The 22,840-nt window shown below is 69.2% G+C and carries 19 protein-coding genes, 5 pseudogenes and 1 riboswitch; of the genes and pseudogenes, 8 read left to right on the top strand and 16 right to left on the bottom strand.

Translation table 11 applies throughout. The features are described 5' to 3' along the window. Positions 1-2: 2 nt before the first annotated feature. From OG819_RS29595 to OG819_RS29565, 7 genes and pseudogenes are all read right to left on the bottom strand, one after another. A complete protein-coding gene (locus tag OG819_RS29595) occupies positions 3-1,523 on the bottom strand; it encodes a Wzz/FepE/Etk N-terminal domain-containing protein (RefSeq protein ID WP_266622670.1) in 1,521 nt (506 codons plus the stop codon). Continuing rightward, the gene (locus tag OG819_RS29590) at positions 1,520-2,890 is read right to left on the bottom strand and encodes a Wzz/FepE/Etk N-terminal domain-containing protein (protein ID WP_266651592.1); all 1,371 of its coding nucleotides are present in this window, start codon (positions 2,888-2,890) and stop codon (positions 1,520-1,522) included. Before OG819_RS29590 ends, OG819_RS29595 begins: the two co-directional genes overlap by 4 nt. Further along, a complete protein-coding gene (locus tag OG819_RS29585; RefSeq protein WP_266622673.1) occupies positions 2,887-4,152 on the bottom strand; it encodes a glycosyltransferase family 4 protein in 1,266 nt (421 codons plus the stop codon). Before OG819_RS29585 ends, OG819_RS29590 begins: the two co-directional genes overlap by 4 nt. Continuing rightward, complete coding sequence (locus tag OG819_RS29580; RefSeq protein ID WP_266622674.1) at positions 4,142-5,458, bottom strand: nucleotide sugar dehydrogenase; 1,317 nt, start codon at positions 5,456-5,458, stop codon at positions 4,142-4,144. The genes OG819_RS29585 and OG819_RS29580 overlap by 11 nt, the downstream gene beginning before the upstream one ends. Positions 5,459-5,530: 72 nt before the next feature. Next, on the bottom strand, positions 5,531-7,009 hold the full coding sequence (locus tag OG819_RS29575; RefSeq protein ID WP_266622675.1) for a sugar transferase: 1,479 nt from the start codon (positions 7,007-7,009) through the stop codon (positions 5,531-5,533). A 712-nt stretch (positions 7,010-7,721) separates the two neighbouring features. Further along, positions 7,722-8,018, bottom strand: a pseudogene (locus OG819_RS29570) (transposase); the annotation flags it as partial. Between the two features lie 17 nt (positions 8,019-8,035). After that, positions 8,036-8,401 (bottom strand): transposase, encoded by a 366-nt coding sequence (locus OG819_RS29565; protein ID WP_323138234.1) that lies wholly within the window; start codon positions 8,399-8,401, stop codon positions 8,036-8,038. A 163-nt stretch (positions 8,402-8,564) separates the two neighbouring features. On the opposite strand from OG819_RS29565, the gene OG819_RS29560 reads away from it, so the two are divergent. From OG819_RS29560 to OG819_RS29550, 3 genes and pseudogenes are all read left to right on the top strand, one after another. After that, positions 8,565-9,398: a PIG-L family deacetylase gene (locus OG819_RS29560; protein WP_266651590.1), complete on the top strand. Its 834-nt coding sequence runs from the start codon at positions 8,565-8,567 to the stop codon at positions 9,396-9,398. A 284-nt stretch (positions 9,399-9,682) separates the two neighbouring features. Beyond that, positions 9,683-9,871, top strand: a pseudogene (locus tag OG819_RS29555) (hypothetical protein); the annotation flags it as partial. A 353-nt stretch (positions 9,872-10,224) separates the two neighbouring features. Next, the gene (locus OG819_RS29550; RefSeq protein ID WP_266622680.1) at positions 10,225-10,569 is read left to right on the top strand and encodes a hypothetical protein; all 345 of its coding nucleotides are present in this window, start codon (positions 10,225-10,227) and stop codon (positions 10,567-10,569) included. A 232-nt stretch (positions 10,570-10,801) separates the two neighbouring features. Here the strand turns inward: OG819_RS29550 and OG819_RS29545 are convergent, their stop codons facing one another. The 5 genes and pseudogenes from OG819_RS29545 to OG819_RS29525 all read right to left on the bottom strand — a co-directional run. Continuing rightward, complete coding sequence (locus OG819_RS29545) at positions 10,802-11,224, bottom strand: (2Fe-2S) ferredoxin domain-containing protein (protein ID WP_266622682.1); 423 nt, start codon at positions 11,222-11,224, stop codon at positions 10,802-10,804. Continuing rightward, positions 11,172-11,993, bottom strand: a complete 822-nt coding sequence (locus tag OG819_RS29540; protein WP_266651585.1) for an ABC transporter ATP-binding protein — start codon at positions 11,991-11,993, stop codon at positions 11,172-11,174. Before OG819_RS29540 ends, OG819_RS29545 begins: the two co-directional genes overlap by 53 nt. After that, positions 11,990-12,982 (bottom strand): iron chelate uptake ABC transporter family permease subunit, encoded by a 993-nt coding sequence (locus OG819_RS29535; protein WP_266651583.1) that lies wholly within the window; start codon positions 12,980-12,982, stop codon positions 11,990-11,992. Before OG819_RS29535 ends, OG819_RS29540 begins: the two co-directional genes overlap by 4 nt. Beyond that, entirely contained in the window at positions 12,979-14,013 is a 1,035-nt protein-coding gene (locus OG819_RS29530) for an ABC transporter substrate-binding protein (protein WP_266651581.1), read from the bottom strand. The genes OG819_RS29535 and OG819_RS29530 overlap by 4 nt, the downstream gene beginning before the upstream one ends. A 53-nt stretch (positions 14,014-14,066) precedes the next feature. Next, positions 14,067-14,245, bottom strand: a riboswitch (cobalamin riboswitch). Between the two features lie 14 nt (positions 14,246-14,259). Continuing rightward, positions 14,260-15,359 (bottom strand): annotated as a pseudogene (locus OG819_RS29525) (short-chain fatty acyl-CoA regulator family protein); the annotation flags it as partial. 215 nt (positions 15,360-15,574) lie between these two features. Here OG819_RS29525 and OG819_RS29520 point away from each other — a divergent pair. The 5 genes and pseudogenes from OG819_RS29520 (at position 15,575) to OG819_RS29500 (ending at position 17,807) form a co-directional block, all read left to right on the top strand. Then, positions 15,575-15,748: a hypothetical protein gene (locus OG819_RS29520; protein WP_266622685.1), complete on the top strand. Its 174-nt coding sequence runs from the start codon at positions 15,575-15,577 to the stop codon at positions 15,746-15,748. 180 nt (positions 15,749-15,928) lie between these two features. Further along, positions 15,929-16,687, top strand: coding sequence for a DUF4142 domain-containing protein (locus tag OG819_RS29515; protein WP_266622687.1), 759 nt, complete (start codon positions 15,929-15,931; stop codon positions 16,685-16,687). Positions 16,688-16,802: 115 nt separating this feature from the next. Further along, a pseudogene (locus OG819_RS29510) lies at positions 16,803-16,916 on the top strand (transposase); the annotation flags it as partial. A gap of 75 nt (positions 16,917-16,991) precedes the next feature. Continuing rightward, positions 16,992-17,093 (top strand): annotated as a pseudogene (locus OG819_RS29505) (hypothetical protein); the annotation flags it as partial. A gap of 570 nt (positions 17,094-17,663) precedes the next feature. Next, positions 17,664-17,807: a hypothetical protein gene (locus OG819_RS29500; protein ID WP_266652958.1), complete on the top strand. Its 144-nt coding sequence runs from the start codon at positions 17,664-17,666 to the stop codon at positions 17,805-17,807. Between the two features lie 105 nt (positions 17,808-17,912). Here the strand turns inward: OG819_RS29500 and ltrA are convergent, their stop codons facing one another. From ltrA to OG819_RS29480, 4 genes are all read right to left on the bottom strand, one after another. After that, a complete protein-coding gene (gene ltrA, locus OG819_RS29495) occupies positions 17,913-18,926 on the bottom strand; it encodes a group II intron reverse transcriptase/maturase (RefSeq protein WP_266651580.1) in 1,014 nt (337 codons plus the stop codon). Between the two features lie 7 nt (positions 18,927-18,933). Beyond that, a complete protein-coding gene (locus OG819_RS29490) occupies positions 18,934-21,666 on the bottom strand; it encodes a recombinase family protein (protein WP_266648310.1) in 2,733 nt (910 codons plus the stop codon). A gap of 133 nt (positions 21,667-21,799) precedes the next feature. Beyond that, a complete protein-coding gene (locus tag OG819_RS29485) occupies positions 21,800-22,048 on the bottom strand; it encodes a DUF5372 family protein (RefSeq protein ID WP_266648312.1) in 249 nt (82 codons plus the stop codon). 37 nt (positions 22,049-22,085) lie between these two features. After that, the gene (locus tag OG819_RS29480; protein ID WP_323139370.1) at positions 22,086-22,349 is read right to left on the bottom strand and encodes a hypothetical protein; all 264 of its coding nucleotides are present in this window, start codon (positions 22,347-22,349) and stop codon (positions 22,086-22,088) included. Positions 22,350-22,840 lie beyond the last annotated feature (491 nt).

The following is a 22,840-nucleotide window of genomic DNA, read 5'->3' as shown; positions in this document are numbered from 1 at the left end:
TCCTACCGCACCTCCTGGTCGTCGTCCGGGACCCGTGCCGCCCACATCGGCAGCCGCTCAGCCCGCCGCCGGCCCGTCCCGTTCTGTCGGGCCAGCAGCTCGATCTGGCCGCGCAGCGCGGTGTGCAGCCCGTCCCACAGCGTGCCGTCGGTCCGGTCACGCGGATCGGGGTCGATCAGCACCACACCGATCACCGGAATGCGCTGGTCCGCGAGCTGCCGCGCCACTGTGTGCAGCCATGCGGCGCTGCCGTGCCCGGCACGCACGACGAGCACGGTCTGGGTGCCGAGGTACTGGAGGTCGGTCCACGCCGTGCCGGGCGCCACCGAGCCGACGCCGATCCGGTGCTCCTGAGGCGACACGGCCGCGGCACGTTCGCCGCTGACCACGGTGGGGTCTCCTGGTTTCGGGCTGCGGCCTGCGAGCTGCGGGCCGGGGAGACCGTCGATGACGACCACTGGCCCGTCCGCCGCCAGTGCCCGGGCGAGGCCCAGGGCGATCACGCTCGTGCTGCGCGCGCAGCCCAGTTCCAGCAGCGACAGCGGTTCCGCGGAGCCGCGCACGGTGCGGGCCAGCGTCGTGGTGAGCCGTTCGCGTGCCACCCGGGTCCGTCGGCGCTGCCACAGCCTGCCCGACCGGCGGGGCAACTCCGCGATGACCGAGGCGCCGAGGTTCGCCGCGATGTCCCGGCGCAGCACGGGGCGGTCTGCCACCACCACGCCGACCGCGGCCAGCGCGAGCCCGAGGAAGAGCCCGAGAACGAGTCCGATCACGGCGTTGGTGACGGCGGCCTTGGGCAGGGAGTGCCGCACCGCGCGCGGGGCGTCCACGATCTGCGTGCCGACGATGAGCTGGGGCGTGCCGATGCGCGCCTCCTCGGCGCGCTGACCGAAGTCGTCGATCCGCGAAGTGAGCTCGGCCCGGCGGGCGAAGAGCGACTCGATGCTCGCCGACGCTTTCGGATCGCTGTCCGGCGATCGGCCACCGATCTCCTTGTTGACCTCGGCGAGCTCCGTCTGCATGCGGTCACGCTGGTCGAGCAGGGCCTTGGCCTCGGCGTCCGCGATGTCCCGTATCCGCTTCACATGGTCCGCGACAAACGCATCGGCCAGTGCCTTGGCCCGGGCCACCGCTTCCGCGTCGGTGTCACCTGCCACATCGATCTGGAGCACGTTGTTGGTCAATCCGGTACCCCGGTAGTCCCGCATGAAGTCTTCCGGTTTTTCCGGGGACTTGAGGGACCGCAGGGCCTGGTCGGCGATCTGCGTGGTCCCCAGCAGCTGGACGTCGGTGCGGATCAGCGTTCCGGTGTCGTTCGCCTGGTCCTCCTGATGCGCGACCAGCACCTTGGTCACCGCGGTCGGCGACGGCGGCAGCAGGACCGCCACCGCCGCGCCGATCAGCAGTCCGAGCAGCGCCATGGCGCTCCAGAGACGGCGGCGTCTGCGGACCGCGACCACCAGCGCCTGCAGGTCCAGGAGCGGAGTGGCGGCCGACGACTCCGAAGTCGTGCTCGTCGTCACGCTGAATCTCCCGTCGCGTGGCCGTGAACCGCGAGCGCCAAAGTGGCCTCGTCCGAAGGACGGCCGGCAGTCCGCGTCGGGCGGGTGCGGACCGTGCCGGCGACGACGATGCCGACGACCTCATGCCCGCCGTCCGCACACGCCTCGGCGATGCCGGCGAGCTCCTCCGCGGTCCAGCTGCCCGCGCTGAGGACGACCAGGGCACCGGACTCGGTGTCGCGGTCGGGCACGATCGGCCGGTCCACCGAAACCTCCACCGTCCGCAGCAGCGGATCGCTCTTGGCCTCGGCGACGAGCTGCCCGGCGGCCCGGCGGGCGACCTCGTCGCCTTCCGGTACGACAACCAGCAGCCGCCGGGGGGCCGGTAGCCGGTCCCGCAGGCGAGTGCACACCCGCCGGTAGCGGATCCGCCTGTCGGCCTCGTCGCCTGACCTCTGCGGGCTCGGTATGTCCCACCGGGCGTCAACGCCGAGAAGTCGGCGCATCCGGGCCCGTGAGCCATGGCTTTTCGACCGGTGCGCGCGCCGTTCACCGGGCACATCGACGGCGCCGAGGAGCGTCGAGCCCAGCGCCGCGGCGATCTGCGGTTCGGTGCGCAGCCGGCGACTCACCCGTGCGGCGGCGAGATGGCCGATGACCGCGAGCAGGAAGAACAGCAGCGCCCCGCCGACGATGAGCTGCATCCTCGTCGGCGCTGCCGCGCCAGTCGGCCGGGGCGCCGGCCCCATGACGACCATGCTGGCCTTGTTGGTCGCCGGGTCGGCCTCGTCCAGTTTCTTGATGGCGTCCTGCAGCGCGGTGCGCAGGCCCTCGAGCTCGGTGCGGGCCTGCACGCTCTCCACGGTCTGCCCCGGATCGGCCGCATTGGCCAGGTCGGTGATGCGGCGGTTGGTCTCCGCCACCTTCTTCCGCAGCGCCTCGGTCCCGGTAGCCGTTGCGGGGTCGGCACTGCCGCCCGCGATGCGCGCGGCGAAGGTGACGAATTGCTGGGCCACCTGGTCGGAGAGCCGTTGCGCGCGCTCCGGGGTGTCAGCCGTACCCGAGATCTTGATGATGTTCCCGTCGTCGGCCTTGGCGCTCACTTGATCCCGCAGTTCGGCGCCGCTGACGCCCTTCCAGCCGAGCGTGGCGGCCGCGCGGTCGACCACCGCCGAGCTGGTCGCGATGTCCACCTGAGTCAGCAGTTCGCGCTCCTCCCACTGCCCCGGCAGCAGTACCGATGCCGCCGCCGTGTACCGCGGCGGAAACAGCAGCACCGAGGTGCCGTAGCCGACGAGCGCACCCACCACGGCGAGTACGGCGAGGAGCCGCCACCGCCGACGAAGAATCCGTCCGATCGTGACCAGGCGGATCGTGTCATCACTCAATGGCGCGGCCTCTTCCCCGTACGGACCGGCCCACCCGCCGACACCGGGGCATGGTCCCGGCAGGCGGCGGCGTAGGCGGCGAGCAGCGACGCTTGCGAGTTCTGCCAGGAGAGCGGGCCGCTGATCCGCTCCTGGCCGATCTTGCCCATCCGGGCCCGCTTCTCCGGATCGTCAAGGAGCAGCGCGATGAGCTTGGCGAACTGAGCCTCGTCGTTGGCGGGCGCGTAGACGGCAGCGTCACCGGCGGAGACGCGCGCCTCCCGGAGGTCGAACGAGACGATCGGCCGCCCCATCGCCATGTACTCCAGGACCTTGTTCATGGTCGACACGTCGTTGAGCGGATTGCGCGGGTCGGGGGAAAGGCACACGTCCGCGGTGCACAGGTAGCGCACCAGGTCGGCGTCCGGAATGCGCCCGGTGAACTGCACCTGTTCGGAGAGGCCGAGCCGCTGGGACAGCTCCACCATCGCGTCGAAGGCGTCGCCGGCGCCGACGAAGACCGCATGCCAGTCGGTCCGTCCGAGCTCGTCGCGCAGCTTCGCGAGGGCCCGCAAGGCGTAGTCGACGCCGTCCTGAGGGCCCATGACGCCGAGGTAGCACAACAGATGAGGCTTGCCGCGCTTCAACTCCGGCTCCGGCGGCACCGGTTGGAACCGGTCGGTCGCGGGCGCGCTGCGCACCACGAAGACGTCCTCCGGCCGCCGGCCGCCACGGCGCAGCGCGACGTCCCGGTAGCTCTCGTTCGTGGCGAGCACGATGTCCGCGGCCCGGTAGGTCCGCCGTTCCAGCGCGCACACGGCGCGGTAGAGCAGGTCTTCGCCGCGGTCGAACCGGGAGAGGTACAGCTCGGGTACCAGGTCGTGCTGGTCGAAGACGAACCGCGCGCCGCGCCGCTTCAGCCACAGTGCCGGCAGGAACAGCAGGTCGGGCGGGTTGCAGGCGTGGACCACGTCGACCGGGCCGACCTTGCGGGCCAGCCGGACCGTGTGCCACAACGCCGATCCGTACTCCCGCAGGTAGCCGGCTGGCCCTCCGGTGGCCGCGCGCAACGGGTAGCGGTGGATCCGCACCCCGTCGATCACCGCCTCCGGCTCCGTGTCCCGCTTCTCCCCCCGGGGACAGATGACGTGCACCTCCCAGCCCGCGTCGCGCAGCGTCGTGCACTCCTGCCACACGCGCCGGTCGAACGGCACCGAGAGGTTCTCCACCAGGATCAGCGCGCGACGGTTCGTCCCGTCGCCGCTGGTCGCGTTACCAAGCAAGGCCCATGTACCCCGGTTCGGCCCGGCGCGCCTCGGCGTCGGGAAGGCGGATGAGGTCGACGATCACCGGTCCGCCCTTATGGGGCAGCGCCGACAGCACGGCCGGATCCCTGGTCCCGACCAGGCACACCTCGGCGTGCTCGAGCACCTCGTCGACGGACTCCGCGAGCAGCTGCGCGAGATGCGGCAGCCGGCTCTCGATGTACTCGCGGTTCGCGCCGAGCAGCCGGGAGAGGCTCACATTGGCGTCGTAGATCTTGAGGTCGTAGCCCTTGCCGAAGAGCCTCTCCGCCAGCTCGACGAGCGGGCTCTCGCGGAGGTCGTCGGTGCCGGGTTTGAAGGACAGCCCGAACAGGCCCACCCGGCGCTTGCCGGTGCGCTCGACCAGGTCCACCGCGCGCTGCAGATGGTCGGAGTTGGAGGCCAGTACGTGGGAGAGGATGGGCACCGAGACGTCGGCCCGCTGCGCCGCGTGGACCAGGCTGCGCAGGTCCTTGGGCAGGCAGGAGCCACCGAAGGCGAAGCCGGGCCGCAGGTAGGCGGGGCTGATGTTCAGCTTGCGGTCGGCCAGGAACACGTCCATCACCTGGTGCGAGTCCACCCCGAGCGCCTGGCACACCGCGCCCAGCTCGTTCGCGAAGCCGATCTTGAGGCCGTGGAACGCGTTGTCCGCGTACTTGATCGCCTCGGCGGTCGGGACCGGCACCCGGAACACCTCGCCGGGCAAGCCGTCGTACAGCGCCGTCACCGCGTCGCCGCTTGCCGGGTCGAGCTCGCCGATGACGGTCTTGGGCGGGTCGAAGAAGTCCCGCACGCTCGTGCCCTCGCGCAGGAACTCCGGGTTGACCGCGACCCCGAAGTCCACCCCGGCCGTGCCGCCGACGCTCTTCTCCAGGATCGGCACCAGCAGGTTCAGACAGGTGCCTGGGAGCATGGTGCTGCGGAACACGACGGTCTGCCGCCCACCCCGCTCGGCCAGCGCGGCGCCGATCTGCTCGGTGACCCGCTCCAGATACGTGGTGCACAGGCTGCCGTTGGGCTCCGACGGCGTGCCCACGCAGACCAGCGACACCTCACTGCCCGTGATCGCCTCGTGGACGTCGCCGGTGGCGCGTAGCGCTCCGGTCCGCACGACCTCGGCGATGAGCTCGCCGATACGTTCCTCCACCACCGGGGCCTTGCCGTCGTTGACCAGGTCGACCTTCACCTGGTTCACGTCCACCCCGATGACCTCGTGACCCATGCTGGCCAGGCACGCGGCCGACACGCAGCCCACGTAGCCGAGCCCGAAAACGCTGACTCTCATGACCCGTTCCTCCCCCAGGCAGGCCCTGTCGGCCTGCGGTCCGCGCGTCGGCCGGACGACGACTCCCGCGCATCAGTAGGCCCCCTGCCCATAGAGCACCGCACGCAGCGTCTTCCACAAGATCACTGTGTCCAGGGCGAGCGACCAGTCCTCCACGTACCGCAGGTCCAGCCGGACCGCCTCCTCCCACGACAGGTCGCTGCGTCCGCTGATCTGCCACAGGCCGGTGAGCCCAGGCTTGACCAGCAGCCGCCGTCGGATGTCCGGGCCGTACGCGGCGGACTCCTCCGGCAACGGAGGCCGCGGACCGACGAGCGACATCGATCCGGTGAGCACGTTGAAGAGCTGCGGGAGCTCGTCGAGCGAGTACCGGCGCAGCACTGCTCCCAGCCGGGTCACCCGCGGATCCCGGCGAAGCTTGAACAGCAGGCCCGCGCCCTCGTTGCGGTCGGCCAGCTCCGCACGTGCCCCGTGGGCTCCGGCGACCATGGTGCGGAACTTGACAATGGTGAACTCGCGGCCGTCCTTGCCGACCCTGCGCTGCCGGTAGAACGCCCCGCCCCGGCTGTCCACCAGCACGAGCAGCCCGACGAGGACCATCAGCGGCGCGAACAGCATCAGCAGGATCGCCGCGCCCATCCGATCGACGACCCCTTTGATCGCCCGGCGGCCTCCGGTGAAGGTCGGCATGCTGACCCGCAGCAGCGGTATCCCGAGCACCGCGTCGACGTGCAGCCGCGGGCCGGCCACCTCCATCAGCACGGGGGCCACGATCATCTCGGCGTCGCTGCCTTCGAGGTTCCAGGCCAGCCGCTGCAGCCGGTCCGGTGACCAGTGCGGGTCCGGTGTGACCGCGACGACACGGTAGCCGTCGTGGCGGACGTGCTTGGCGACGTCCTCCAGCAGGCCGATGACCGGCACTCCGTCCAGTTGGTCACCGTCGAGCCCGCGACCGTCCGTCGTGCACACCGCCTCCACCCGCCAGCCGAGGTGCGGGAACTTGCGGGTTCGGTTGATCAGGTCGCGCACGGTGGCCGGGCTCCCGGCAGCGAGCACCGGTCTCAGGCATCGTCCTTCCTTGCGCTGTTTGTGCAGCCAGAGGCGGAGCAGATACCGCGCGGTCATGGTGACGAGCGCGATCGCGGGGATCGCGACGAAGATCCAGAGCTTGATGTTGCGCGAGGTCAGGGCGATCCCGCCGAGCGCCAGGACGACGGTCGCCGTGAACAGCGAGCGCCCGAGCCGGCGGAATTCCTCGGCACCCTGGCCGAGCACGGCCGGAGCCCACGACCGGCTCACCGCAAGCGCTCCCAGCACCAGCAGCTGGGTGCCGAATGCGAGAATTCCCCACTTCTCGTGCCAGTTGGCCGCGTCCCGGGCCCCGAAGAAGTTGCCGATCGCCGCCACCACGAAGGCGGTGGCTACGGTATCGCTGGTGATCACGGCACGGCGGTACCGCTGCTCCCATTCGATCGCTGGCTGGCTGATTGCGCCGTTCGCCAGACGCCCGCGCGCCGACGGAAACGGGCCGACTAGTCCCCCTTGCCGCACAGAACCCCCCAAGGTCCCCAGTGGTTCGACGTGTTCGCCTAACACTGTTTCGCCCCCTGCGGGAGGCCCCCGCCCCCCGCGCTGTTCCTCCCCTCGGGAGGCCCCCGCCCCCTCGCGCATGACATCCCGGCTGTTTCAGAGCTACGTGAACAACCCACCCTGGCGGCAGCAGACTCGCATGTCCTGCCAGGCTCTTGAGGTGCGCGGGAACCCGTCGAAACCTCGGATGCTCCCCGCACCCAAAGCCCCTCTCTGGCTCCAAGAATTGATCACCCCCACGTCTGGCACCAAAGACGCGGCTGCTGGCCGTCTGTATCGCCGGACCCATAGATCATCATTTGTCGACTCGTGTCCCAGCATGCGAAGCACGGTCAATCTAGACCATCGGGGCCCGTCTGGAGAGAGGGGTGTGTGGAATTTGTGCGCAAGATTTGAAGCCGGATCCATGGATCGGTGACCACCTGCGGGTGCCTTGGCGACGAAAGTCGTCCTGACCTGCCTCGTCACGACCGTTCTTGTACTTGTGCAAGCACATCCACGGTCATGTCATGTGGCTCGATGCCCTGCGGGTGGGCGCGAAGCCGGCCTCGTCTTGTCAACAGGACTCACAGGACTCACAGGACTCAATGGTCCGGGCATACTCGAAGGCTTGCTTCGCGCCCCGAAGACAGGTGCTCGAGATGAGGGCTCGCGTACCAGCCTTCGGATTCCATTACTGATCTCTTCGGGGTGTTGTCGGCTGTTGACCGAGTGTGAGGCCGGTGCCGGTGAGGCAGCCGTCGATGAGGTCGGGCCGTAGCTGGATATGGCGCAGGCCCCGGCGGAGAGTGAGTTCGAGGTGTTCGTCGTCGGTGAAGGCGACGTTGGCCAGCGGGCCGCGTCGTAACAGTGACCAGACACCTTCCACCGGATTCAGATCCGGTGCGTAGGAAGGCAGTTGCACGATGGTGAGCCAGTCGTGTTCGGCGGCGTACTCGCGCATCCCGGCGGCCCGGTGGGTGTTGAGATTGATGCCCCTATGTGCTGTCAACCGGTGCCAGGTGCCGGTTGTGGCAGTGAGACGCCTCGAATGTATTGGTAGATCTCTCGTGCCACGTAGCGCTTGAGACACCGGATGATCTCGCGTTTGGTCTTGCCCTCAGCGCTGCGTCGTTCGAGGTAGTGCTGGGTTCGTTCCTCGCGTCGGAGGCGAGTGAGCACGATGCGGTAGAGCGCCGCGTTCGCTTGCCGGTTGCCGCCGCGGTTGAGGCGGCGGTGCCGGCTCTTGCCGGATGAATGCTCGACGGGGCTCGCGCCGCAGACGACGTGGCGCTGAGACGTGCAGGTCGTGCCTTTACCTCGTTGGCGTTGAAACCCGACGCCTGGAAGGTCAAGCGGCCGCGGCGGGAACAGCCGGTCCGGCCTTCACTGTTGCATCGACCGAGGGACCGGCGCCGCACGGGCGGGGAACACGGAGACCACAAGGTCGTCCGCCCCGACAGGATCCGGGCCCTGGGATCGCGGTACGCCCGCCGCGCACTCAGACCAAGACGCATTTCTGCAGGAGGACTGTTTCATGACTGACCGGCCCTTGACGCTCATGGCAGTGCACGCCCACCCCGACGACGAGGCCACCAGTACCGGAGGGATCCTCGCGCAGTACGCGGCGGAAGGCATCCGCACGGTTCTCGTGACATGTACCGACGGCCGTTGCGGTGACGGACCGGGGGGTGTCAAGCCGGGCGATCCCGGGCACGATCCGGCGGCCGTCGCCTTGATGCGCCGCCAAGAACTCAAGGCGAGCTGTGACGTCCTGAAGGTCAGCGATCTGGAGATGCTGGACTATGCCGACTCCGGGATGACGGGCTGGCCGAGCAACAACACCCCCGGATCCTTCTGGCAGACCCCCGTGGAGGAAGGCGCCGCCCGACTGGCGGAACTCATGCGGCACTACCGACCCGATGTGGTCGTCACTTACGACGAGAATGGTTTCTACGGCCACCCCGACCACATCCAGGCCCACCGCATCACGATGGCGGCGCTGGAGATGACCGCGCTGACACCGAAGGTGTACTGGACGACGATGCCCCGCTCGATGATGCAGCGGTTCGGCGAGATCATGCGCGAGTTCCATGAGGACATGCCGGAGCCGGATCCTGCCGAGGCCGCCGCGATGGCCGAGATCGGCCTCCCCGACGATGAGATCACCACGTGGGTGGACACCACCGCATTCAGCGTTCAGAAGTTCGACGCGCTGGCCGCGCACGCCAGTCAGGGCGAGAACATCTTCTTCCTCAAGATGGGCAAGGAGAGGTTCGGCGAGTTGATGGGCATGGAGACCTTCGTACGTGTCCAGGACGCCACCGGTGCGGCCGTACCCGAGAACGATCTCTTCGCCGGACTGCGCTGATCCGTCCGCGCCGCCGACCCGACTCCGCGCCCGTCCCCAAACCACCTGGTAACCGGACAGGTGGGAGACTTGCCGGCTGCCGACTCGCAACGAAGCCAGTCGACCGCGAGGCCCCGGCCAGTAAGGACAAAGTTCGTTGAGACGGTCGACGCACTGAGCGGTCCGCTCGTTCCCGGCCGCCGGCCTGCGTCAAATCGATTCGGCGAGACGGGACGTTCCCCGAGGGAACGCGCCGTCGGTTCGTTGGAGGAACCGGAACGGCTGTGATGGGCCTGCACGCCGAGCGTGTTCGTGCCGAGGGCCACGACATCAAGGACGAGGACGTCGCACGGCTGCCCCCGCTCAAGCACGGGAATGTGAACTGCCTGGGCCGTTACCGCTTCACCGCCTCCCAGCCGGTCGACAGGCTGCGGCCCCTGCGCGCCCCGGACGCCGTCGACCTTGACGATGACGACGACGGCCAGGAGGAGTGAGCCGCACCTGGACGGTGTTCGGCCCCGACGGTGCCCCTTGGGGGAAAGGGCACCGGCGGGGCTGATGGTGTGGACACCCTGCCTGGAGGCTGGTCAGGTGACGGGGATGACGTAGGCGTGGGCGAAGCGGGTGCCGATGTGGGCTTCGTGGAGGTGTCCGGCGATGGCGTGGTCGTCTTCGACGCAGGGGCGTTTGCCTCTTGCCCTTGTCCGGCGGCGGCTGCTCGTTCGGGTTGGTCTTCGTCAAGGCGAGCGGCCGCGAGACCGATCCGGTCCATCGTGCGAACGCGGTCGAAGCCGGGGGCGCGTAGGCGCAGGGCTGTCTCGAAATGGGGGCTGGCGGGGTGTCCGCGGTGATCTGGATGGGTCAGGTCTCGGGCGCTTACGACCCGGGCTCCGGCGTGCTCGGCGGCGTCGAAGTAGGCCACCCAGGAGGGCGCGGAGCCTGTGGACTGGGCAAGGAGTTCGTCTGCGTGGTCGAGTTGCCGGGCGGCCTGTTTGGGTTCGGCGCCGGCAGTGAGCCCGGCTGCGGAGAGGATCCCGCCGGCTCGTACGAGGACGGGGGCGCCGAAGGCGGCGGTGAGCCGGTCGCCGGTCAGCCGCCCGGTGGCCATGGCCGCGCTGTAAAAGGCGAACGCGGCTGCGCCCATGGATGCCGAGGTGCGTCCAGGGCGCTGCTCCCTCCGTTCCTGGGCTGACCGGCCGACCGCGCGTGGCCCCTACGCGGCGGACCAGCCACGCGACAGGCACCCGGGCACACCACCTACGTCGACGCCTCGGGCGTCCCAACCGGACGGGGGATGAGCTCCCGCTCCGGGTCCGGATTTCCCATGAGAACCATGGTGGCGATATGGAGCTGTCTGTTCACATGTCATGGCCTGCCAGTGCGGGCTTCCTTCTGTCAAGGCGCCATCGGACTGGCTCTCGTGCCTATCGCGCCCTTCGGGGCGGGGTGAAGACGTAGAGGTCGAGGATGTCGGGACAGGGGGCGATGCCGGGGCCCCCGGCCTGTACCCAGGCGGCGATGTCCTCGGTGGCATCGGGGTCGTTGACGAGGCCGAGCCAGACCGGGCGGGCGCCGGCGGCGCGCCCGGCGGCGGAGGGCTGAACGACGATCACGTTGGCGTGTTCGCATACGTCGAGGCAGGCCGAGATACGTACGGGGGCGGACTCTGCCAAGCGCGCGGCCTGCTGAGCGTGATCGACTCCAATCACTTTCGGACTTCCGCAGCAGCAGTCCCGGCAGACCACGATGCGACACGGTGCCGGTTCGGCTGGGGTGTGCTCTGTACGGCCTTCCTCAGGTCGCTGCCGAGACGTCACTCGTCGTGCTCCTCTTCCGGAAGGATCCATCCTGGGCGGCCGGCCGCAGGAAGCGGATCACGGGGTGGCCGGGGTCCTGGGTGACTTCGGCGCGGACGCCGTAGACCTGCCCGATGAGTGCGGGGGTGAGGACCTCGGCCGGGGTGCCTTCCGCGACGGCACGGCCGTCACGCAGGACGAGCAGGCGGTCGCAGTACATCGCGGCGAGGTTGAGGTCGTGGAGGGCGACCACTGTGGTGACCGGCAGGCTCGCGACGAGATCCAGCAGGTCGAGCTGGTACTGGATGTCGAGGTGGTTGGTGGGTTCGTCGAGGAGGAGTTCGCGGGGTTCCTGGGCGAGGGCGCGGGCGATCTGGGTGCGCTGGCGTTCGCCGCCGGACAGGGTGTGCCAGGACTGACCGGCGAGTTCGGTCAGTCCTGTGCGTGCCAGGGCTTCGGTGACGGCCTCGGTGTCGGCGGCCGTGGGCGGTATCCATGCTCGGCAGTGGGGGATGCGGCCCAGGGCGACGACGTCTTGGACGGTCAGTTCGGTTTGGGTGTGGGCGTGCTGCTCGACGGTGGCGATGCGACGGGCCGTGGCCCGGCGGCCGACCTCCGGCAGCGGGCGTCCGTCCAGGGTGACGACTCCGGCAGTGGGTGCGAGGGTCCCGGCGAGGAGTCTCAACAGAGTTGATTTCCCTGAGCCGTTGGGGCCGAGCAGGCCGACGGTCTCGCCGGGCCTCAGTGTGAGGGTGACGCCGTCGACGAGTGCCTTGTCGGCGATGCGCCGGACGACGCGGTCCGCGTGCAGGCTGGTCATACTCTTCTCCGTCCGCGGTAGAGCACGGCCACGAACGCCGGCACACCGATCAGGGACGTCACCACGCCCACCGGGACCTCCTGGGGGTCGAGGACGGTACGGGCGACGGTGTCCACCCACACCATGAAGACCGCTCCGGTCAGCGCCGTGACCGGCAGGAGGCGGGCGTGCCCGGAACCGGTGAGGGCACGGGTCGCGTGGGGCAGGACCAGGCCGACGAAGCCGATGGCGCCGGCACAGCTGACCAGGGCTGCGGTGAGCAGCGCGGTCACGCACAGCAGGATCAGCCGGGTGCGGGCGACGCGGACTCCGAGTGAGGCGGCGGTCTCCTCTCCGAAGGCAAACGCGTCCAGGGTGCGGGCGTGGCCGAGACAGACCAGGAGGACGACGGCCAGGGCGACCGTGCAGAGCAGCACCTGGTCCCTGTCGGCACCCGTGAGGGAACCCAGCATCCAGAACAGCACTCCCCGAGTGGTCTCAGCGTCGGCGGAGGTCAGCACGATGAACGAGGTCAGCGCGGAGAACATTTGCATGGCCGCGACCCCGGACAGCACCACACGGTCGACACTGTCGCCGAGGATGTGGCTGAGCAGCAGCACAAGCACGAAGGAGAGCAGCGCGCCGAGGAAGGCGCCCGCCGACACAGACACGACTCCCCCGCCCACCCCCAGCACGACCACGGCGACTGCTCCCGTGGCCGCACCGGAGGACACCCCGAGCACGAACGGATCGGCCAGCGGGTTGCGCAGCAGCGACTGCATGACGGCCCCGCACACGGCGGCGAGCAGGGTGCGGGGCATACGCAGGTTCCACACGATGCCGTCGCGCAGCGGTGCCAACGTGCTGTCACCGAACCCCAGATGGGCCGCGACGGACGCCCACACGTCGCCCGTGGAGATGTCGGCGGGCCCGATCGTCACGGCGACGGCGACCGACGCGAGCAACGCGACCAGTCCGCCGCCGGTCATCAGCAGGAGACGGGTGCTCACTTGGCGAGCCCGAAGTCCCGCAGCCCGGCGGCGACCTTCTCGATCCCTTCGACGGTACGGATGGACGGGTTCATCGCCTGCCCGCTCAGCAGGACGTACCGCTTCTTCTTCACCGCGGTCAGGTTGCGGGTGGCGGGGTTGGTCTCCAGGAAATGGATCTTGGCCTGCGCAGTCTCCGCGGTCTGCTGCTTGCGGGTCAGGTCGCCGATCACGATGACGCCGGGGTCGCGGTCGGCGACGGTCTCCCAGCTGATCTGGGGCCACTCGTCGTGGGTGTCGTCGAAGGCATTCTTCGCGCCGACCGCGCGGGTGATGGCGCCCGGCGCGCCACAGCAGCCGGCCAAGTAGGGCGACTGGGAGTTGGCGAACCAGTACATGAGGGAGACGTCGGAGGCGTGCAGCCCGGCGGTTGCTTGGCGCACCCGCTGCCGCAGCTCGGCGACGAGTTTCTCGCCGCGTTCCTCAATGCCGAACGCCCGTGCCAGGTCACGTATTTCGTCGTACGTGACGTCGAGTGTGAGCGGTGTGCTTCGCGATCCGTCGCCACCGCCGTCGTTGTCCTTGCCCGCCGAACAGTCGGAGGGCGAGACGTACGTCGGAACGCCCAGCTTCTCGAACTGCGACCCAGTGGCTACGCCACCCTTGCCGAGGGTGGAGACGAACGCCGCGGTGACGAAGTCGGGTTCGGCGTCCAGGACCCTCTCGAAGGAGGGCGCGTTGTCCGCGAGCCGTGGCACGGACGCGTTGGCCTTCCCCAGCCTCTTCATCACCGGGTCGGTCCAGGTCGCTGTGCCGGCCATGCGTTCGGCGAGACCGAGGGAGAGCAGGATCTCCGTGGTGCCCTGGTTCAGGGAGACGGCCCGCTTCGGGGCCGACTTCAAGGTGACCTTGTGGCCGCAGTTGTCGATGGTCACTGGGTAGCCCGCGGCGGCGGACTTCCCGGGGTCATCGGTGCCGCTCTTCGAGCCGCCGCAGGCGGTGAGCAGCACGGCGGATGCGAGGAGAAGTGCGGGGGTGCGGAGCACGGGCATGCCTCGGGGGTCGGGGCTCGTACGCGGAGCCTGGCCTACGGACGTCCCTCCGCGCGGGACGCGAAGGTGCCAGCAGGTCTTCGGACTCGGGTTCGTCCGGACAGGGCGCCTTCCCGGTCTCCCAGTGGCGTTCTGTGCCCCGCCCGTCCCCCTCACCGCTGCGCGTCAGTTCCGGATTCGCACCGGATTCCCTGGCCTCGGGTGTGGCTCGACTGGCCTGATGAGGCTATCAAGCCCGTCGTACGGTCAGTTCGTGCGATCCGTCACTGGATACGGGACGAACGTGCTGGTGTTCTCGTCGATCCGCAGGAGCTGGCCGAGTGGCGGTGCGGCGCGCTGGGGGCAGTCGAGGCGTTCGCAGACGCGGCAGCCCATGCCGATGGGGGTAGCGGCGGAGGGGCTGGACAGGTCGAGGCCGTCGGAGTAGACGAGGCGGTGGGCGTGACGGATCTCGCAGCCGAGACCGATGGCGAAGGTCTTGCCGGGTTCGCCCCAGCCGCCGCGGTACCGGTGATCGCGCGAGCCGTCCAGAGGTAGCGCTGCCCGTCGGGCATCTCGGCGATCTGGACATGGATGCGGCCGGGGTCGGCGAACGCCTCGTAGACGTTCCACAACGGGCAGGTGCCGCCCGCCCGGGAAAAGTGGAAACCGGTGGCGGACTGCCGTTTGGACAGGTTGCCGGCGCGGTCGACGCGGACGAAGGAGAAGGGTACGCCGCGCAGTCGCGGGCGTTGCAGAGTGCTGAGCCGGTGGCAGACAATCTCGTAGCCGAGGCCGTAGCGGTCGGTGAGGCGTTCGATGTCGTAGCGGACCTCTTCTGCGGCCGAGTGAAAGGCGGTGTACGGCAGAATCAGCGCCGCCGCGCAGTAGTTGGCGATGCCGATGCGGGCCAGGTCACGGGCAGAGGAACCGGGCGGGAAGTCCTCGCCGGCCTGGCGGTCCAGTTCGTCGCCGTATTCGAGCAGGGCCAGCTGAGTGGCCATGCGGAGCGCGCGCTGGCCGGGACGCAGGCGGGTGGACAGGAACAGGGTCCGGCTCGGCTCGTCGTAGTGGTGCAGGCGCTCGCCGGTCTCGGCCGCCAGTCGCACGCCATGCCGGTCGGTGAGGCGCGCGCCGAGGGCCCTTACGACCTCGCCCGGGCGGACGCCGATCTCCTCGGCCAGCCGTTCTGCCGCGAGGTCGGTGTCGTGCACGTAGTTCTGGCGGCGGTAGAAGAAGTCGCGGATCTCCTCGTGCGGCAAGCGGGGGGCCTCCCGTCCGGCGTCTCGGCCGTCGGCCGTACCGGCGAGCCGTTCGGCCAGGAGCTGGTTGCGGCGGCCGAGATCGAGCAGGACCTGGGCAATGGCCGTATAGGCGGGGCGGTCGAAGGGACGGCCCCCGGCCGGGTGAGCGTCGGCGACCGCGAGCTCGTCGTCGATCACCGAGCCGTCGTCCAGGGTGATCACGGCACGGCCGCCGAAGGCGCGGCGGTCCGGGTCGGGGTCGTGGTCGTGGTACCGGCGGGTCCACTCCAGGTCCTCGACCGTGGTGATCTTCCGCTCGCGGCTCTCCGCCGCGCAGAATGATGGACGTCACCGCCGTGTTCGAGGACTCGGTGCGCCCGATCGCCGAAGCCGGGCTGGTCAGCTTCGTGGAACCGGGCAGCGCGCTGACGCCTGATCTGCCGACCCCCAGCTCCTGGTCGCGCCGCAGGACACCCGCACTGCCCGGCCATGCTCGCCCTGAACCCGCCTGACACCCGGAACATCCGAAGACGCCGCGTGTCGTCGTCCCGCACACTCACGCCCTTCCCGCGCGCCGTTCATGAACCCTTTTTCCAGGCCGGGTGAACCTGAACGGCACCGCGCGCGTAATGGTCTTCGTCCGCCCCAGTCGGGCGATGACGGATCGGCGGATTTCTTGACGGGCAGGAGGAATGGTGCAGCGTTCGCTGAACATGGTGGGCGGTATCTTCGTAGGGGGCGCGCTGGCCCTGACACTTGGCGCACTGATCTACCCGTCGATGCTCGGAGTTGACACCGTGTCGACCTCGAACGACCGGATCATTGCCAACACCCAGTGGGGGCCGTTGACCGAGGGAGACAGGGCCTTCGTGGTGGCGGTGCGCGCTGCCGGCCTGTGGGAGCACCCGGTGGGGCAGATCGGGCTCCAGAAGGGACAGAGCAAGGGGGTCCTCACCGCCAGTCAGCACCTGATCGACGGGCACGCGGCGCTGGACGAGACCTGCCGCAAGATCGCGCCGATGCTGAACGTGACGCTGCCCAACGTGGCCAGTCCGCAGCAGGAAGGTTTCGTCACCACCCTCAAGGCGGACAGCGGCAAGCAGTTCGACATCGACTTCGCCAACATTCTTCGCCAGACGCACGGTTCGATCTTCAACACCGTGGCAAAGATCCGCTCGACGACGAAGAACACGCTGGTGCGCGCCCTGGCCGACCAGGCCAACGACACCGTCCTGGATCACATCACGGTGATGGAGAAGACCGGCCTGATCGACTTCGACACCACGCTGTTCAAGCAGACCACCCCGCCGAAGCTGCCCAAGTCGGACATGACCCCGCCGGTCCCGCCCGCCGGCCAGCCCCCGATCGTCCTCGCTCCGCCGCCGAACGCCACGTCCACCCCGGTGGACCTGGGCCCGGCCTTGAACGGCCAGTCCGCCAACGGCGGGTAGGCGCTGTTTCTCGGATCTCACGACGTGAGTGGGGTGTGGGCATCAGGCTGGCTGTAGGTGGGAGACGGTCTATAGACGTCATCGCCGATGGTCAGCCGATGGAACCTGGGCGATGCTGCTGCCTCGCATCCAGGCGGCCGAGGACGCCGCGGGCGGCATCGACTGGGACGTGTCGGTGGACTCGACAGCGGTGTGGGCTCACCAGCATGCAGCCGGCTCGAGGAGGGCGCCCCCGGCTGGCGGTTGTTCAAAAGGGGGCTGGCCGGGGGCCGAACCAGGCCACTGGCGCGGGCAGTCCGCGGGCATGGACGACCTGGCCGACTACGACGACGAGTGCGAGGTCGTCAAGGAAGTCGAACACCAGATGGTCATCGTGGTGTCCGCCGGGGTCGACCTCTCCCAGGTGATCGTCGACCCAGGGCTGGGCTTCGCCAAGACCCGCGAGAACGACTGGACGCTGTTGGCAGACCCCGTCGGGCCGGTCCTGGAGCAGTGCGTCGCCGAAGTCCACGAAGGGGAGTTCGGGAAGGCCGAGCACCGGGGCGATCCACCGGTTGGCGTCGTCCATCCATACTGCCCACTTGACCACTCGTTGGTGAATGTGGTGCGGGCCTGCCGCATGGCGACCCCTCGTGATGCCCAAGCCTTCAGCTCCAACGCAGACCGGGGCCCGTGCGGTGAGCTGGTGTCACGAACAGCTACTGGGGCGGCGGACCGGCCCCGTGTCGAGTCCTGGGATCACAGTAAGGACTCGCGCCCCCATCCACTCGGCGATCAGCTTCACCATCCGCCACCACCGAATCGCCGATCTGCGCGAGCGCTTCAGCAAGTTCACTGCCGGGCTGGACACGGAAGAGGCTCCCGCCGATGTACAGGTGCCCGCCGAGCGCGCCCCCAGTCTCACCACCCCGACATAACCCGCACCGCCCAACCAGCGAATCGGAACGCATTATCCACTTCCAGTGGTACGGTGAGCATGTCCGACACCGTCCTGCATGACGACCCGAAGGACATCGCCGCCCACGGCTTCAAGGCCCCCTACAGGACGATGGAGTTCGACTTCCTCCTCAAGACCCACGCCGGCCCGGACAGCATCGCCTCGGAGGAGCGGACGGGATGACTCCGGAGGATGCGACCGTCTGAGCACTAGCGAGTAGCCGGGAGGGATCTCACCTCCCGGCTCTCTCAGAACCGTGCGTGAACCTCTCGATTCACACGGCTCCCATCACCCGGTCGTTCGAGGCCGGAGGAGTTTCCAGTGGGCGAAGAGCCCCGGGTAGAGCTTGGCGGTCTTCTCCAAGCCCTGCCATGCCCGGCTCCGGCGACGCCGGAGCCGCTTGTACTTCTGCACGGCCCATCGCATCAGATACTGATCGATGCCCTTCAGGCTCGGGACCAACGCGGACGGATAGAACCGCCCGTAGTAGCTGATCCATCCCCGCACGACGGGATTGATCTCCCGTGCAAGGTCTGCCAGGGACGACCCACTGCGCAAGTGCAGCCGCCATCGGCGGATCTGTGCCCGGATGCGCTTGGCCGCCTCGTCGCTGATCGCCGGGTTGAAGCCGAAGAAGTAACTCCCCGTCCTCGACCGGACTTTCCGCGAGCGGAACGTGTACCCGAGGAAGGTGAACGAGACGTGCTCGTACGAACCACGCCTCTTGCCATCCTTGCAGTACACGATGCGGGTCTTGTCGGGATGCAGCCGCAAGCCCCCGCACTCGGCCAGCCGCTGGCCGATCGCCTGACGCACCTGGTGCGCCTCGGCCTCGGTGCGGCAGTGAACCACCATGTCGTCGCAGTAGCGCTCGAACCGGACACCCGGGAAGACCCGATCCATCCAGGTGTCGAACGCGTAGTGCATGAACAGGTTCGCCAACAGGGGCGAGATCGCCGAGCCCTGGGGACTCCCACGATCCCGCGCGACCAGTTCGCCACTCTTGTGCCGCAGCGGAGCCTTCAGCCAGCGCTCCACATACAGCAGAATCCACCGCTGGTCGGTGTGGTGGGCCACCGCCTTGAGGACCAGGTCGTGGTCGAGGTTGTCGAAGAACCCCTGGATGTCGATATCGACCGTCCAGTTCGTCCTCCAGCACCGCTCCCGACAGGCCGCGACCGCGTCCAGCGCGCTTCTGCGCGGCCGGTATCCATAAGAATCGGGGTGGAACATCGGTTCCACCTCCGGCTCCAGGACCATGGCCGCCGCAGTCTGCGCGATTCTGTCCGCGACCGTCGGCATGGTGGCTTCATACTGCCCCTCCTGCTGTGGGTGTTCGGGTTGTGAGGTCGGATTTCATGGTCTGGGCGGCGAGTTGGAGACCGGCGGCCTCGTTGTCGCTGGTCCAGGGGATGCTCAGGCGGCCGTCGGCGGCGCGGTGGGCGTCCAGGCGGTGGCGGGCGATCCAGTAGTAGACCGCGCCGGCGCGGACGCCGAGCCGGTCGGCGACCTGCTGGACGCTCAGTTCGCCGCGTGCGGTGGTGGTGTCGGGCAGTGGGTGACTGCCGGGGCCGGTGGGGCCGGAGTGTTTGGGCCGGTCCAGGTCGGCCCGCAACGCGGCCTCGACCTGGTCGTTCCAGGGGATGGCGATGCGGCCGCTGGGAGTGCGATGTGCGGGCAGGCGTCCGATACGTACTTGGTAGCGCACGGCCGCGTCGAGGACTCCGAGGCGGGCTGCTGCTTCGGGAATGCTGATCTCGTCGGCTCGGGCGGCCTCGGCGGGCAGTGGGCGGCGCCCGGTGGGCATGAACTGCTCGGGGTGGGTGATCCAGTCCCGGCAGTCGGCTTCGACCTGGTCGTCCCAAGGGATGCACCAGCGGCCCCCGACGTCCTTGCGCGCGGTCAGCCGTCCGCAGCGGATCCAGTAGTAGAGGGCGTGCTCGACCACGCCCAGGTGGGCGGCGCCCTGCTGGACGCTGACCTCGCCGGGCAAGGTCTGCGGCGGTGTCGTGGGGCGGGGGGTGAGGTGGCCGGAGGTGTCGATCTGGCGGCGGCAGTTGGCTTCGACCTGGTCATTCCACGGGATACACCAGCGGCCGCCGGAATCCTTGCGGGCGTCCAGGCGCCCGTGGGTGAGCCAGTAGTAGACGGCGTCCGCAGTGATGCCCAGGATCTGGGCTGCCTGATTCACGCAGATCTCCCCGTCCCGGAACGGGACCGGTGCCGGGATCTTGTAGGTGTAGCTGACCCACTTGACGGCCGCCACGTCATAGGGGCGCCCGGTCCCGGTGGTCAGCTGGGCGGCGGCGAGCGCGGCGACGACCTGCTCGTCGCTGTGGTCCGGACGCAGGGTCGCGATCAACTCCCGCGCCGCCGCCGGGGTCCGCCGGATGTCGGCCGAGAGCCGGGGGCGGGTCAGGGCGAGTTCGTCGGTGGCGCCGGTGTGCCAGCGCACCCCGACCCGGGCGCGGGCCCGGTCGGTCTCGGGCAGCAGGGTCACATCCGAGATCAGTGTCCGCAGCAGGCGTTTGCGGTCGCGGTCCCTGGTGTCGGGGGCGTGCCACAGTCCGGGCAGGTCAGCGGCCAGGGCCTGCAGTGCGGAGCGGTCCGGCAGGGCCGGCTTGGCTTCGCGGGCGCTGTTCAGGGCCGCCTGGGCCTGGTCGAGTGCGGCGAGTCTGGCTTCCCAGCGGGCTTCCAGGGTGCGGGCGACCATGCGGTTCTCCGGATCGACGGCGGTGAACGTCCGCTCGGCGCGGTCCGCGTCGTACTGGGCTCGCTCCACCGCCAGCTCGGCGGCGCGGTGCGAGCGGGTGTGCCGGCCGGCGACCTCGTCGGCGGCGGCCAGGGCCAGCTCGATGTGCTCAGGGCTGAGGGTTTCCAGCAGTGCCGCCACCACGGCGTCGTCCACGATGTCGGCGCGGATCGAGCGGCAGGTCGCGGTGGCCTCGTGGTCGGCCCGGGACAGCGAGCATTCGTAGGCAGCCCGGCCGCTCGAGTGGTAGCGGGTGGTCATCGGGCGTCCGCACGATCCGCAGAACATGATCCCCTGACACAGGGCCAGTCCCTCACGCGCCGGCCTGGCGCCGTCGCGGGTGCAGTTGGCCTTGAGCTTCGCCTCGGCCGCCACGTAGTCCGCCCAGGTCCAGTAGCCCTCGTGGTGGTCATGCAGGACCACCGGCCACTGCTCGCGGGGTACCCGCGTCAGGCTGGTGCGCACGCTGCCGTCCGGCTGGACCCGGCGCCGGGTGGTGTTGCGGCCATAGACATACGTGCCCGCGTAACAAGGGTTGCTCAGTACCCCCAGTGCCCGGGCGTGGGTGAGCTTGCCCCACCGTAACTGGCCTGCCCACGCGCCGCCGTAGGCGCGGAGCGGGAAGCGTCGGTCGACGAATGCTGCGACGACCTGGTAGGCCGAGCCGCCGGCCGCGAACGCGGCGAAGACGTCGCGGATCGCGGCCTGCACCTCCATATCCGGGTCGATCACGCAGTTGCCCTCGTCGTCGTAGACGTAGCCCACCGGCAGCGGGGACCGCAGGTCGCCGCGCTCGGCGGCGGCCCGCTTCGCGCCCTGCAGCCGGCTCGACAGGATGTGCAGCTCGGCCTCGCTCATCGATCCTTTGAGGCCGAGCAGGAGTCGGTCGTTGAAGTTGGTCAGGTCGTAGACCCCGTCGTCGTCGATCAGCAGTACGTCCGTCAGCCGCGCGAGTTCCAGCAGCCGGGCGAAGTCGGCCGAGGACCGCGCGAGACGCGAGACCTCCAGGCCGAAGATCGCTCCGACCTCGCCCAGACAGACCTTGGCGACCAGATCGCGAAAACCCTCCCGGACCTGCCCGAACTTCCCCGACAGGCCCAGGTCCGCGTCGATGACCAGCACATCCTCGCGGTCCCAGCCCAGCCGGACCGCCTCGTCGCCCAGCGCGTACTGCCGCAACGTGGACTCGGTGTTGTCGCGGACCTGGATCAACGTGCTCTGCCGCAGATAGACCGCCGCTGTCCTCAAGCGGTGGGACGCTGTGATCTTCGAGGTCCCGTTCACGATCACGGCTGCCTCCCAACGCGGACTCGACCATGTTGGCCAGCACCATCACCATCTCCACGCGGCACTGCGGTGATGACGGCACGGCCCCTCGCTTCCGCCCGCCCCGGGGCTGATGCGCGACACAACTCTCGTCGCATCAGGATCCGCCTCCGCTCGCGCCAGCACCACGGCTCACCAGGGCATCCACCAGCGCACGAAGAGCACTCAGCCCCTCGACCGCGAGCCGGTCCCCGCCCGGCTCCCCGCCGCGATCCGTCCACTCCTGCGGCAACGTCACACTCCGGCTTACGCCGTACGCGCAGACGAAGACCAGCGCGCCACTGCGCCGCTTGACGAACAGAATGTCCAACTGCTGGCCCGCCAGCGCGTGGAACGGGTGGGTCACCGTCAAAGAACCCAAAGACTGCCTGGACGCTACGGCGCTATGCCGTGTCCGTCGGCACCCCGAGAACCCTGACCTTGCCCGATCCCCCAGACTTGGGGATCTCCACCATCCGCACCGGCGGCGGGAAGTAGCTGCCCGACGACAGGCGATTCCACAGTTTGTAGAGGTTGCCCCGCAGGTCAGCCTCAAACCGCTCGATCGACTCGCCATCAACCCCGGCCGCTCCCCCGTTCGCCTTGACCCTGAGATACGCCTCCCAGACCACATGCTTCGAAATCTCGAACGACTTCAGCCCACTCATCCGGCTCCTCCCGGGAACTCCGGTTGACCGCCAAGCAGACCTGGATGATCCGTCCCCTTCGCTCCACCCGCATTACCGGGCTTCGTCACTACTACGAGACGGTCTGCCCCCGTGCCCCGCGTCAGTACTCCGCCCCTTGCGGTGTTGGCCGCTTGGGGATCTCCCTCTCGGCGCCGGCCCCACGGGCCGGCAGCAGTATCGGGGCGACAGGTTCTCACGTTCCATGCAAGAGCCCAGGTCAGGCTCGCGCCGCCTACATGCCGGACGCCATCCGGGCAGTCAGCAGGCTCCCCCCGGACTTGTCCCAGAGCCCTGGTCTCGCCCTGGTTTCGACGCCACTGGAATTTGTTACGACACGTCATCAGCGGTTCGCTCCCGCTCGCCTTCCTGACCCACACCTGACGCGATCAGGTCGCGCCTTTTCCCGCAGCGCTCACCACGAACGGCACTTAACCGACGCAGCCTGCGGTGGTTTGAAGCCTCCCCCTGCA

Source organism: Streptomyces sp. NBC_01549 (assembly GCF_026339955.1).
Classification (GTDB): Bacteria; Actinomycetota; Actinomycetes; order Streptomycetales; family Streptomycetaceae; genus Streptomyces.
The sequence above is the reverse complement of the archived record's forward strand: the minus strand, read 5'-3'. Positions and strand labels throughout refer to the sequence as shown.

Excerpts from the sequence above, each read along its gene's own strand:
- OG819_RS29520 (WP_266622685.1), top strand. The coding sequence starts at position 15,575 with ATGATGGACGTCACCGCCGTGTTCGAGGACTCGGTGCGCCCGATCGCC.
- OG819_RS29545 (WP_266622682.1), bottom strand. The coding sequence starts at position 11,224 with ATGGATCCTTCCGGAAGAGGAGCACGACGAGTGACGTCTCGGCAGCGA.
- OG819_RS29515 (WP_266622687.1), top strand. The coding sequence starts at position 15,929 with ATGGTGCAGCGTTCGCTGAACATGGTGGGCGGTATCTTCGTAGGGGGC.
- OG819_RS29560 (WP_266651590.1), top strand. The coding sequence starts at position 8,565 with ATGACTGACCGGCCCTTGACGCTCATGGCAGTGCACGCCCACCCCGAC.
- OG819_RS29540 (WP_266651585.1), bottom strand. The coding sequence starts at position 11,993 with ATGACCAGCCTGCACGCGGACCGCGTCGTCCGGCGCATCGCCGACAAG.
- OG819_RS29500 (WP_266652958.1), top strand. The coding sequence starts at position 17,664 with ATGTCCGACACCGTCCTGCATGACGACCCGAAGGACATCGCCGCCCAC.
- ltrA (WP_266651580.1), bottom strand. The coding sequence starts at position 18,926 with ATGCCGACGGTCGCGGACAGAATCGCGCAGACTGCGGCGGCCATGGTC.
- OG819_RS29530 (WP_266651581.1), bottom strand. The coding sequence starts at position 14,013 with ATGCCCGTGCTCCGCACCCCCGCACTTCTCCTCGCATCCGCCGTGCTG.
- OG819_RS29480 (WP_323139370.1), bottom strand. The coding sequence starts at position 22,349 with ATGAGTGGGCTGAAGTCGTTCGAGATTTCGAAGCATGTGGTCTGGGAG.
- OG819_RS29580 (WP_266622674.1), bottom strand. The coding sequence starts at position 5,458 with ATGAGAGTCAGCGTTTTCGGGCTCGGCTACGTGGGCTGCGTGTCGGCC.